Below are 13,222 nucleotides of genomic sequence, written 5' to 3' on the forward strand. Positions count from 1 at the left end.
AGTATCCATTATATCAAAAAGCCCTTCCATTCTAAAAGGGCTTCTGACATTTTTAAAAGTTTTGTAAATTCAGAATTTTACAACAAAGTGGCTAAGAGAATGAATTAGAGAGCTGCTTCTATTACACATCACTGTTAGACAGAATGTTTTTTCTTGTAGGCAAGAATAGTTCCAAGTACAACGAACAGTACCCCTCCTGAGGCAAAGAGAACCGATTTTTCTCCTGTTTTTGGTAAAATCTTCTGTCTCGCCACTTTCTTGCTCTCTGATTCTCCCTGATCTTTTACAGATGATGTATATAAGTCAGACTCTTTATGAGTTTTCCTTGCTTTACCTGATGAAAGAGAGGAGTCACCTAGACGAACAGCCTTCCATTCTTCCGATGAAGCAAAATTAAAGGATGCAGAAGTGCTAGATGAATTCGTTTGTTGAGAAGAGGCTCCCTCTTGAGATGAAGGCTCAGGCGAAATCAAAGTATCCTCCATTTGCCCTTCACCTTTTCCAAAAGTAATTTGCACAACCAAAGGATCGTGGTCTGACGCACGCCCGTCCTCTGCCATAAAAGAAGAATTCACATGTACGGCGTCAAAAGCTACTTTGTCAGCAATATTTTTAGACACTAAAATATTATCCAGACTCTGCTGATTGCCTCTAAAGAAGTAGGAATAGCGATCTCTAAAATCATGACCAGACAAAAGATTGACCAAGGTATCTCCTTCAAGCGCTTGAATAGTCTGCGAAAATTCAAAATCATTAAAATCACCTGTCAAAACAAATTTTAGATTTGGATTTTGTGCTAATCCTTCTTGGACAAATTGATTTAAGATTCTTGCTTGTTCAATTCGAGCAGCCTGCGAATGTTCTAGTGCTGGCTGACTAGCTCCGTATAAGGAATCATCTCCTCGTTTTGATTTCAAGTGATTCGCGATAACAACCACGCGCTCTCCCTTAAATTCAAATTCAGCTGCCAATGATTTGCGGACATTTGTAAAAGCTGGATTGGTCGGATCAATACGAGACGGATTTTTCTCTAAACTTCCATTTACAAAACGTGCTGCTTCCTGACTACCACCGATTGCCTTATCTACCAAAGTCACTCGAGCTGGATTGTAGAGAAAGGCAACGCGGATATTTGCCCCTGGTTTACCGCCATCAGCGTTATTTTCTGGCGTCACTTCGACATACTTATAGGACGGCCCGCCCAATTGACGAATCTTTTCACTCAAGCGCGCTCCACTTTTGACACCGCTGACTGTTCCATCATCAATTCCTCCGTTATCATCTTGAACTTCAATCAAAGACACAATATCTGGGCTATGAATTTCATGAATAAGAGAACGAGCAATTTTTTCCACCTTGTCCTCAGGCGTTTCTTTAGCATCGCCATTGGCAGAAAAGTTTTCAATATTGTAAGACGCCACCAAAAGTTTGTGCTCCTCTGGAAGCAAAGTCGAAACTTCCCGTTCTAAGCCACCATCCATCTTTTCAGGAAGGTTGCCAGCTGCATCCACCTTATAGGCACCGTAGCTATAGGTCACTGTTCCTTTAATATTTTCTGTAAAATAGTCCTTAGCTTTGGCACGATAACGTCGATTGCCAACCAAGATACCTACAACTTCTGTATTTGGATAATCAGCATGAAGACTCACACCATCTGCACTATTGAGTTCTTGCTCATGATAGCTTTGTGGCAAAACATAAATCTCACCGTGAAGTTGTGGCCCTAACACACGTGGCTTTTCTACTTCGACCAGCATCCCTTCCAAACTTTCCCAGAAATCAATCGCATCTTCTTCTGGTTGAAATTCTGTCAAGCTATCATTATCAATATTTTTTCTTGGAATTTTTCGATCACGGTCAAGCATAAGAGCTTTGGGAAGGTCAGCTACACCAATTTTTTGAATATGTTCTGATTTCAACTGCGTAATCGTCAAATCAGTCTCATCTTTATCCGCATAGCCGTCTCCTGTCTGCTCAAGAACTTCTCCGATTACTTCTAGCTGATCACCGACAGTTACCGCCTCTTTACTAACTACATACAGTCCGTCTGATGTCTTATCATTTCCATCTGGATGAAGATCTTGAATATAGAATCCTTTTTTGCCATCTACTTTCGTAACGACAACATCTTTGATCTGCACTTTCTGACCCACTAACGGCGAAGTATGGGATTCTCCTTGAATCTCACCGATATTTGCAACTGTGCGAACCATAGGAAGATTAGAGTCGTTATCTCCAAGAGCGGCAATATCTTCTAATCGATAAGGTTTTAGTTCTAAATGCCCTTTATTAGCATAAAGAATCCCCTTCACAGAAATCTGATCACCATCTTTGATTTTGGCTGAAACATCTGAAAAAGTTGCCCCAGAGCGATTATCAACAAAGACAGGTAGCGTTAAACCAGCTTGATCTGTAATTGTAAAGCTACTATTTTGGTATTTCCCAACGGATTTTAAATTTGAAACTGTAACATTTTCGAGTGCAATATAGCTTCCTTGCAGCTCATCTTTCACATCTGCCAAAGTTTTTAGACTGGCTTCCACAGGATGTCCATTAGACAGGATCTGGGCATCTGTAACCGTAGTCAACTGCAGAGCCCCACTGTATTCCTCAACCCTACCCGTTAAGCGTACACGTTCCCCTTTTTCAACCCCTAATGAATCTTTTGGATAGATAAATAGGCCTTGTTGATTGTCTGCTTGAACGAAGAAACTATTGCCACCCCAAGCGTTAACATCGCTGACCACAAGTCCTTCAATCGTTGTTTGATCACCAACGACGAGCTGACTTCGGTCAAAAGTTGTATCACTTGTCACCATCTCCTCTGCCTGCACCTGCACAGGTTCTGACACAGCATAAACCGAAGCAGACAGAGCCAAGCCTAAGCTGACACCGTATAGCGCCCGCATCCAATACTTCTTTTCCATTATTCCCTCCTTATTTGAAATAGGATTTCTAATCTAGAAATCTAAAAAACGAAGTTAAAAACGTTTCCTACTCACTTAGTGTACTATTTTTTCTACAAAAGTTCAATATTATTTTCATTTTTCTAACAAAATATATCTTAAATACGAATAATTGAATTTACACAAAAAACTCCCAAAGCTAGAGCTTTGAGAGTAACTGATTATTTATCTAACGGTTTGCGAAGGGCTCCAAAGAGAATACCGCTGACAATCGCACCAATCAAGATAAAGGCAAGATACAAGATTGGATTGCTTGTAAGAGCAATCACAAAGATTCCTCCGTGTGGAGCGATGAGCTTGATACCCGCCAAGCCAACAAGGGCTCCAGCCAAGGCTGATCCTGCAATAAAGCTTGGAATTGCACGTGCTGGGTCTGCTGCACCAAACGGAATTGCACCCTCAGTGATGAAAGACAGCCCCATAACGATATTTGTCAAGCCAGAATTACGCTCTTCTTCTGTAAATTTATCTTTAAACAAGAGTGTTGCAACAAAGACAGCAAGAGGAGGCACCATACCACCCGCCATAACAGCTGCCATGACGATTGAACCACCTGTGGAAACACTTGCTGCAAGTGTCCCTGTACCAAAGACATAGGCTGCTTTGTTAAAAGGACCGCCCATATCGATAGCCATCATTCCTCCGACAACCAAGCCAAGAAGAACGGCAGAGCTACCTGATAGGCCTTCAAGGAAATTGTTCAGACCTGTATTGATAGCAGCCATTGGAATATTCACAAGCAACATCAAAAGACCTGTAACCATTGTTCCAAGAAGTGGATACAACAGAATGGACTTGATACCTTCCAAGGATTTTGGTAGACCAGCAAGAGCTTTTTTCAAAAAATTAACGGTATATCCTGCAAGGAAACCACCTACAAGCGCTCCGAGGAATCCAGATGAAACCCCTGCAAGTGCTAGACTTGCTTCGCCGCCTGCTGCATAAGGAACTTTACCAAATGCAAGTCCAGCAGAAGCCATGCTACCTGCTACAAAACCGGGAGCCAACCCTGGTTTTTCAGCGATAGAATAAGCGATATAACCCGCTAGCACTGGCAACATAAAGCCAAAGGCTGCACCACCAATACTCTTGAAAATCGCTGCAATTTCATGGTAGGAACCAAGACTTCCAAGCGAATCTTGAGGCACACCCATGAATTGGTCAAAGAGGAAGGCAAGTGCAATAAGGATACCACCCCCAATAACAAATGGCAACATTTGGCTTACGCCACTCATCAAATGCTTGTAGAAACCGCCTGCTGTATTTGTACTCGCAGCAGACTCCGCTTTTTGGCTGGCATGATGGACATCGCCACCATCGTTGAGAGCTAAGCGAATCAGCTCTTCTGTCTTACGAATCCCATCTGCTACTGGACGGCTAATCACTTGTTTTCCATCAAAACGATCCATCTCCACAGCCTTATCTGCTGCAATGATAACCGCTTTAGCACGCTTGATGTCGTCTGCGGTCAATTGATTGCCGACACCGCTCGCACCGTTGGTTTCCACCTTGATGCCAACACCCATTTCCGCCGCAACTTTCTGAAGGGCTTCTTGTGCCATATAAGTGTGGGCAATCCCTGTTGTGCAGGCTGTAACAGCAACGATAAACTCATTTGTTGAAGGCACTGTTGCGGCTGCTGGCTCTGCCTTTTCTTCCGTAGCATCAAACAAGGCTAAGACCTCATCTGCTGAATTTGCCTGTCTCAATTGATCCGCAAAGCCATCTTTCATTAAATATTGGGACAATTCTGCAAGAGCTGCCAAGTGAGTGTCGTTTGCCCCTTCTGGTGCTGCAATCATAAAGAACAAGTCCGTTGGTTGACCGTCTAGACTCTCGTAATCAACTCCTTTATTTGATTTTGCAAAAAGAACCGTCGCTTCATTCACAGCTGCATTTTTGCTATGTGGCATAGCAATCCCGTCTCCAAGACCTGTGGATGTTTGTGCTTCACGTTTTAAAATTCCTTCTTTAAAGGTCGCAAAGTCTGATACATAGCCTTGCTTCACCAAACTTGCAACCATTTCTTCAATGACTGCTTCTTTTTCTGTTGCTGCTAAATCCAACAACATCACATCTTTTCTCAGTAAATCCTGAATTTTCATCGTTTTTCTACCTCAACTTTTTGATAAATTTCCTGAATATAATCGGCCGTTGCTAAATCATCTGAAAAGGTTGTCGCTGTTCCGCAAGCCACTCCCCATTTAAAGGCTTCAAGCACATCTTTGCTACGCACAAATTCACCAGTAAAACCAGCCACCATCGAATCTCCTGCACCGACTGAATTTTTTACAATTCCTTTGATGGGTTTGGCAAAATAGGTACCTTCTTGAGTCACTAGAAGAGCTCCATCACCCGCCATTGAAATAATCACATGCTGTGCTCCTTTTGCGAGTAATTCTCGTGCATAACGCTCAATATCGTCTAAATCTGCCAACTCTACACCAAAAATAGCTCCCAACTCATGGTTATTCGGCTTCACAAGTAAAGGCTCATAAGTGAGGGCATCAATCAAAGTCTGACCTTCAAAGTCACACACAACCTGAGCACCTGTCTTTCTCGCCAAAGGAATCAACTCTTTGTAGACTTCATTGCCTAAATTTTTAGCACTAGAGCCTGCAAAAACAACCGTGTCATCCGCAGATAAGTTAGCTAAAAGCGCTTTTAAATCTGCCAACTTTTCCTCCGAAACAAATGGACCTGTGCCGTTGATTTCAGTTTCTGCATCGGCTTTTATTTTCACATTAATCCGTGTATCCTCTGAAACCTCCACAAAACGAGTCGCAATCGCCTCTTCCGCTAGGGTATCTGTGATAAATTTTCCTGTAAAACCTCCGATAAAACCAGTTGCTGTACTGTCTATTCCCAGACGCTTCAAGACACGGCTGACATTGATCCCCTTACCCCCAGCAAAGGTATCGTCGCTCGACATGCGATTCACACTCCCGACTTCGACCTTATCCAAACGAACAATGTAATCGATAGACGGATTGAGTGTTACGGTATAAATCATACTTCTATAACCTCCGTTTTTTCTTTTAATAGTTGCAAAAGGGGTGACGCATTCTTCGTTGTAATCAAACTAGCTCGCTTAATAGGGGCAACCTTAGCGAAGGAAGAGTAGCCAATTTTTGAGCTATCTGCCAAAACATACGTCTTTTTAGCATTCTCTAAAATCGCTCGCTTAATTGCTCCTTCTTCCATATCTGGTGTCGAATAGCATTCTTCGCTAATCCCATTCATCCCTAAAAAAGCCTTGTCAAAATTTAATTGACCGATCTGATTTAAAGCCATGCCACCAATGCTCGCATCCGTAGAACGTTTGACCATACCGCCGATAATCACCGTTGAGATTTGTTGCTCCACCAACTGCGTAGCATGATGAATAGAGTTCGTGACAACCGTCACTTGCTTAGCAGTCAATTCCCGGATGAGCAATTCATTGGTCGTCCCGGCATCAATAAAAACCACTTCTTGCTCACGAATCAGACTGGCTGCCTTTTGAGCAATCTTCTGCTTTTCGTGAACGTTTTTGATAGATTTTTCTTGATTGCTCTCCTCTTCTTGGAGAGAATGAAGGCTCTCTGCACCACCATGAATGCGCCGAAGCTTACCCTCTCCCTCCAATTCATCTAAATCCCTACGAACAGTGGATTCAGAAGTCTGTAAAACCTGGGTTAGCTGCTCTAAGGAGACCACACGATGACGGCTGATTTCTGATAAAATCACTTGTTTACGTTCTGATTTTAACATAAGCCCTCCTTCTGCAATCGTTTACAGTATCTATTATATCTAAATTTCAAGCAAAGTCAAGCATTATCTATCAAATTCTTTCAAAATATCTCATTTTTTAATGCATCCTAAATCTTGTTAACTAGAATTAAAACAAGCTATTCACTTTTCACGGCTGATTTCAGGTCGTTGAATACTTCAAGCTCACATTAAACCACGACAGATGCATGAAGAAAATCATTTATTGAAAAAGTTGTGAAAATAGTAAAACGCCTACTTTGATAACCTTATTTTAAAAAAAATTCGAAAGATTTTTGAGAAATTCTCTAGTTTTTCATCCTTTAATACTACATGAAAGTTTCTCTTTCGGCAATTACAGGGGCTTGGTTTTCAATATTTCAGAATAAAAAATCATATTTTAGAAATTATTTGGAAAAATTTTCTTCATGCGTTTGGCGTGATACTGTCGAACACAAAAAGAGAGACGAACGATTGTTCTTCCCTCCCTATTTATACTCGTCAAAAATCAAAATCCAACCTTGTTCACTCACTTTGCTGAACTCTAGTTCTACCTGCAGTTTCATTTCCTAGTCAGATTTTAGTTTTTATAGACTTCAATTCATGATACTTGCTAAACATCCTATAGAAAAAAGGTTGAAAATCTCTTCTCAACCCTTAATTCATTATAATTCGATATCACCGAAAAGGTCTGCCATTGAGAATCCAGTTTGTGTTTCTGGAAGTTCAAAGTCACGTTTTTCTTGACGTTTTGGACGACGTGGACGTGATTGACGTTTTTCAGCTTTCTCTTCGCCTTCAGCTTGTGCTGGACGCTCTTCCAAGGCTTTGATAGAAAGTGATACACGTTCTGCATCAGCATTCACTTCAAGAACTTTAACAGTTACTTCTTGACCCACTTTAAGAGCATCTTTTGGATTTTCAACACGTTTGTGTGAAATTTGTGAAATGTGAACCAAACCATCGATCCCTGGCAACACTTCTACAAATGCACCAAAGTCTGTCAAACGTTTTACAGTTCCTTCAATCACATCACCAGCAGCTAATTTTTGCTCTACACCATCCCATGGTCCAGGCGTTGTCGCTTTCAATGAAAGTGATACTCGACCTTCTTCTTCGTTCAAGTCAAGAACTTTCACTTCAATTTCTTCACCAACAGACACAACTGATTTTGGAGATACATTACGCTCATGTGACAATTCTGTCAAGTGAACCAATCCATCTACACCACCAAGGTCAATAAAGGCACCAAAACTTGTGATACGAGCAACTTTACCAGTCACTACATCACCAACTGCCAATTTCCCAAATACTTCCGCACGTGCAGCAGCTGTTTCAGCTTCTACAACTTCACGACGAGATAAGATAAAGCGGCTTTCTTTTGGATCTACTTCCTTGATTTTTGCAGCAAATTCTTGACCTACAAAACGCTCAGTATTACGAACGAAACGAGTATCAAGCATAGACGCTGGGATAAAACCACGAAGTCCTTCAAACTCAACTGAAAGTCCACCTTTAACAGCACGAGTTCCTTTTACAGTAACTACTTCTTCTTCACGACCAACTAACTTGTCCCATGCCTTGCGAGCTTCTAAGCGTTTTTTAGATACTAGGTAAGTCACTGTATCTGTGTCTTTTCCTACTACCTGGCGAAGAACAAGCAACTCAAGTGTTTCACCTGGTTTAACAAGTTCATTGATGTCTGCATCACGATCGTTTGTCAATTCACGAAGTGTCAAAACACCTTCAACACCAGTTCCTGAGATTGCAACGTTAGCTTGGCTAGCATCAACTGTCAATACTTCAGCAGTAACGACATCACCTGGCTCGACTTGGCTAACACTATTTAGCAAATCTTCAAATTCATTCATCTAAAAAATCCTCCAACAATCAAGCGTTCTCGCTTGACATACTTATTTATATTTTTCCTAAGCACCCGCAACGACATGTCTATCTTTACCGTTTGTATCTACAAAAATAAAATATCATCAGATATTTTACCCTTTGTGTGATACTTTACCTAAGAACTGGGGTAGCTGGATTCGAACCAACGCATGAGGGAGTCAAAGTCCCTTGCCTTACCGCTTGGCTATACCCCAAAAATATCTAGATACCTTATCAACTCTTGCTAAACTTCAGTTGAATTCAAGCTAAATTCCCAACGAAAAAGAGACATAACTGTTCCAGCTTTAGCCGGATTACAGGTGTGGCTACCTTTAGGTATAAATTGTCTCTTGAACAACGTTCAAATCGTCAATTTCTGCGGTCTTTGTATCTTAGATATGGAGAGAGAGGGATTCGAACCCCCGAACCCGAAGGAGCGGATTTACAGTCCGCCGCGTTTAGCCTCTTCGCTATCTCTCCAGATAATCAACAAAGACTATCATATCATCTTTTACGAAAAAAAGCAAGCCTTTTATTTGCTTAAATTATAGGTTTCAATCAAATTTTCGACTGCTTTTTCCAGTTTTCGATAAAAACTATCGGCATTTCCGTTTTTGACAATTGCAAATTGATTGTCTAATTCTGCAATTTCTCCAATTGCTTTTTTACCAATCGACAGAATATAGCCATCGATGGTATCTGTCCCAAATTTGACTTTACCTTCGGAAATTTGAATTTCAATTTTTTTATCTTGTTTACTCATGGTTACTACCTCTCTTTAACTTCTCTATTTTACACAAAAAAACTAGAGCTTGCAAGTACAAGCACTAGTTTTCAGTCACTTTTACAATCCAACCTTCAGGTGCTTCAATATCCCCAAATTGAATGCCTGTTAGTTCTTCATAGAGCCTACGGGTAACAGGACCTACTTCTGTTTCGCTATAGAATACATGGAAGTCCTCACCGTGCTGGACCCCTCCAATGGGAGAGATAACGGCAGCTGTTCCACAGGCACCTGCTTCGATAAATTCTGGCAATTCATCCACCAAGACCTCACGCTCTACTGCTTTCATCCCTAAGCGATGTTCTGCTAGGTATAGGAGAGAATATTTTGTGATGGACGGAAGGATGGAAGGACTAATTGGGGTGACAAATTCATTGTTTTTGGTAATCCCAAAGAAATTCGCTGAACCAACCTCTTCAATCTTGGTATGGGTCGCTGGATCAAGGTAAATCACATCTGAAAAGCCTTTTTTCTTAGCATATTGACCTGGTAAGAGAGAGGCCGCATAGTTCCCACCGACTTTTGCTGCACCTGTTCCATTCGGAGCTGCGCGATCATACTGGTCTTGAATGAGGAAATTGGTCGGTGCAAGCCCGCCCTTGAAATAATTCCCAACTGGCATGGCAAAAACGGTAAAGATATACTCCTCGGCTGGCTTCACGCCAATAATATCCCCAACACCAATCAACAACGGACGAAGATAGAGTGTGCCGCCTGTTCCATAGGGAGGTACGTACTCACTGTTTGCCCTTGCTACTGCTTTGCAGGCCTCTACAAACATCTCAGTCGGTACTTGGGGCATTAAAAGACGATCAGCAGTCCGTTGCAGACGCTCGGCATTTTGGTCTGGTCGAAAGAGCTGAATGGATCCATCCTTTGTCCGATAGGCTTTCAAACCCTCAAAGGCTTGCTGTCCGTAGTGAAGGGCAGGCGAGGATTCAGACAGGTGAAGAGTTGCATCCTTTGTTAGGCTTCCTTCATGCCATTTTCCATCTTTATAGGTTACGAGATAGCGGTAGGGTAGTTTCATATAGGAAAATCCAAGATTTTCCCAGTCAAGTGATACGGTCATAGATTTCTCCTTTTTAAGAACCTATATTCATAAGCGAAGTCATTCTAATCGGGAGCTTATTTTACGATCATCAAGCCGTTTTTTTTGAAGGAATACTGACTGTATTTCGAAAAAAAGCAACGATGAGTAGCTAAAAATAAGCCCTGAATAGAGTTGCTGAGTTGTGAATACAGGTTCTAACTTTGTGCTTACTATTGTACACCATTTTTCGAGATTTTCAAGTATTATTTTCAATTTTCAGACAATTTCATCAACAGAAAAACCAGCACGAGGCTGATTTTCCTTATACGATATAAGCATCGCTGACTTCTTCATCAGAGATAGTATCTGAAATAAAGCTGCCATTGCTGGTGCGTTCTGAGAAGGAAAGTTCTGAAAGATTGATTTCATGGTGCTTGCCGGAGTTTGAGATAACGTGTAACAGTTGACCATCGTCAGAGCTATCTCCTTGGTGGAATAAATCAACCTCAACTGCTTCTCCTTGCACCATTCCTGCAACAAAGACGCGGTGCGGTTTGGCCTTTAATTCACGCAAGACTTGCAAACCGCGATTGGCACGGCTGGTTGCTGGAATCTCCTCAACTGCTACTTTCTTCAATGCCCCTCGATGGGTCAAAAGATAGAAGGCCTTGCTGGATACAAGGAAGGCTGCTGCCACGGTATCATCTCCTTTTAGGTTAATCGCTTTGACACCAGCTGCCTTAGCACCAACAACTGGTACTTCCTCACTATTAAAGCGGAGAGCATAGCCATTTTTCGTGATAATCATGACATCTTCTAGCTGAGCCGGTGCCACAAATACCACTTGATCCTCATCATTTTTCAATTTGGCAAATTTAAGGGATTTGGACTTATAGGTTCGCCAAGGACTGAACTCACTACGCTCGACACGCTTGATTTGTCCCATTTTGGTTGCAGCAATATAGATACCTGTATCAAAATTGTCTACTAATTCCGCATAGATGATTTCTTCACGAACTTCAAAATTGGAAATGGTCTGGCTGAGGTGTTCGCCAATTTCCTTCCACTTGATGTCAGATAATTCATGAACAGGTCGGTAAATAACATTTCCTAGACTTGTGAACAACAAGAGCTGTTGAGTCGTTTTTGCTGGGCTCATAAAGATTAAGCGATCATCGTCACGTTTACCGATTTCTTCTACAGTTGAAGCTGCAAAGGAACGAGGACTAGTACGTTTGATATAGCCTGCTTTGGTAATGCTTACATAAGTCTCTTCTTCTACCACAAGACTTGCTGTGTCGATTTCAATGGTCTTAGCCGTATCTTGCAGTTCACTCAGACGTGGATTGCCAAATTTCTTTTTCACCTCACGAAGTTCTTTTTTCATGAGATTATACATGGTACGCTCATCGCCGATAATAGCAGCCAAGTAGGCAATTTTCTCGCGAAGCTCTGCTTCTTCTTTCTCAAGAACGACAACGTCGGTATTGGTCAAGCGGTAGAGTTGTAAGGTCACAATCGCTTCTGCCTGCTCTTCGGTAAAATCATAGCTGATCTTGAGATTTTCCTTGGCATCCGATTTATTTTCGCTAGCACGAATAAGCGCAATGACTTCATCCAAAATCGAAATAACACGAATTAAGCCTTCAACAATATGTAGGCGTTTTTCAGCCTTTTCCTTGTCAAAGCGACTGCGAGCCAGAATGACTTCTTTGCGGTGGGCAATGTAACTGGTCAAAATCGGAACAATCCCAACCTGACGCGGTGTGAAATTGTCAATCGCAACCATGTTAAAATTATAATTGACCTGTAAATCCGTATATTTGAAGAGATAATTCAAAATCAAGTCACGATTGGCCTCTTTTTTGAGTTCAATGGCAATGCGCAAACCAGTTCGGTCGGATTCATCACGAACTTCCGCAATCCCAGCTACCTTATTATTCACACGAACATCGTCAATTTTCTTGACTAGAACAGACTTGTTGATTTCATAAGGAATTTCTGTGACAACAATTTGCTCCTTGCCACCTTTTAACTGCTCAATTTCAGTCTTAGACCGTACGACAACGCGCCCTTTTCCGGTTTCATAGGCTTTCTTGATTTCATCGCGCCCTTGGATAATCGCTCCGGTTGGAAAATCAGGTCCCGGCAAGAATTCCATAAGTTTGTCCACCTTGGCAGTTGGATGGTCAATCATGTAAATCACGGCATCAATAACTTCTGCAAGATTGTGCGGTGGAATGTCCGTTGCATATCCAGCAGAAATCCCTGTCGCCCCATTGACCAAGAGATTTGGAAAGGCCGCAGGCAATACAGTCGGCTCTTTCTCTGTATCATCAAAATTCCAAGCAAATGGTACGGTTTTCTTTTCGATATCCTCTAGCAGAAAGCCCGCCATTTCAGACAAGCGTGCCTCGGTATATCGCATAGCAGCTGGCGGATCACCGTCCATAGAACCATTGTTTCCATGCATTTCGACCAAAATCTCACGATTTTTCCAGTCCTGACTCATACGAACCATGGCATCGTAAATCGATGAATCACCATGCGGATGGAAATTCCCCATGATGTTTCCGACAGACTTAGCTGATTTTCGATAGGATTTATCAAAGGTATTGCCATCCTTATTCATGGAATAAAGAATCCGCCGTTGCACAGGCTTCAAGCCATCTCGAATGTCTGGCAAGGCCCGCTCCTGAATGATATATTTGGAGTAGCGTCCAAAACGCTCTCCCATAATGTCCTCAAGGGACATGTTTTGAATGTTACTCATAGTAAGATAGAAGGCTTAAAGCCTATTTGATT

At 41.9% G+C, this 13,222-nt stretch carries 7 protein-coding genes, 2 tRNA genes and 2 pseudogenes; all 11 read right to left on the reverse strand.

Annotated features, from left to right (window positions below; all coding sequences use genetic code 11):
• Positions 1–134: 134 nt before the first annotated feature.
• The 11 genes and pseudogenes from BFM96_RS10265 to parC all read right to left on the reverse strand — a co-directional run bounded on the left by BFM96_RS10265 (position 135) and on the right by parC (position 13,190).
• A complete protein-coding gene (locus BFM96_RS10265; RefSeq protein ID WP_068993866.1) occupies positions 135–2,927 on the reverse strand; it encodes an endonuclease/exonuclease/phosphatase family protein in 2,793 nt (930 codons plus the stop codon).
• A gap of 200 nt (positions 2,928–3,127) precedes the next feature.
• Positions 3,128–4,222 (reverse strand): annotated as a pseudogene (locus BFM96_RS11560) (PTS fructose transporter subunit IIC); the annotation flags it as partial.
• 62 nt (positions 4,223–4,284) lie between these two features.
• Positions 4,285–5,071 (reverse strand): annotated as a pseudogene (locus BFM96_RS11565) (fructose PTS transporter subunit IIA); the annotation flags it as partial.
• Positions 5,068–5,979 (reverse strand): 1-phosphofructokinase, encoded by a 912-nt coding sequence (pfkB, locus tag BFM96_RS10275; RefSeq protein WP_068993871.1) that lies wholly within the window; start codon positions 5,977–5,979, stop codon positions 5,068–5,070. The pseudogene BFM96_RS11565 and the gene pfkB, both read right to left, overlap by 4 nt.
• A complete protein-coding gene (locus BFM96_RS10280; RefSeq protein WP_068993874.1) occupies positions 5,976–6,719 on the reverse strand; it encodes a DeoR/GlpR family DNA-binding transcription regulator in 744 nt (247 codons plus the stop codon). Before BFM96_RS10280 ends, pfkB begins: the two co-directional genes overlap by 4 nt.
• A gap of 662 nt (positions 6,720–7,381) precedes the next feature.
• Positions 7,382–8,587, reverse strand: a complete 1,206-nt coding sequence (gene rpsA, locus BFM96_RS10285) for a 30S ribosomal protein S1 (protein ID WP_068993876.1) — start codon at positions 8,585–8,587, stop codon at positions 7,382–7,384.
• Between the two features lie 156 nt (positions 8,588–8,743).
• Positions 8,744–8,815 (reverse strand) — tRNA-Gln (locus tag BFM96_RS10290).
• A 184-nt stretch (positions 8,816–8,999) separates the two neighbouring features.
• Positions 9,000–9,080, reverse strand: a tRNA-Tyr gene (locus tag BFM96_RS10295).
• 52 nt (positions 9,081–9,132) lie between these two features.
• Positions 9,133–9,363, reverse strand: a complete 231-nt coding sequence (locus tag BFM96_RS10300; RefSeq protein WP_068993879.1) for a DUF2969 domain-containing protein — start codon at positions 9,361–9,363, stop codon at positions 9,133–9,135.
• A 64-nt stretch (positions 9,364–9,427) separates the two neighbouring features.
• Positions 9,428–10,456: a branched-chain amino acid aminotransferase gene (locus tag BFM96_RS10305; RefSeq protein WP_068993881.1), complete on the reverse strand. Its 1,029-nt coding sequence runs from the start codon at positions 10,454–10,456 to the stop codon at positions 9,428–9,430.
• Between the two features lie 283 nt (positions 10,457–10,739).
• Positions 10,740–13,190, reverse strand: a complete 2,451-nt coding sequence (gene parC, locus BFM96_RS10310) for a DNA topoisomerase IV subunit A (protein ID WP_068993884.1) — start codon at positions 13,188–13,190, stop codon at positions 10,740–10,742.
• Between the last annotated feature and the right edge of the window lie 32 nt (positions 13,191–13,222).

This window comes from Streptococcus himalayensis, assembly GCF_001708305.1.
GTDB lineage: Bacteria > Bacillota > Bacilli > Lactobacillales > Streptococcaceae > Streptococcus > Streptococcus himalayensis.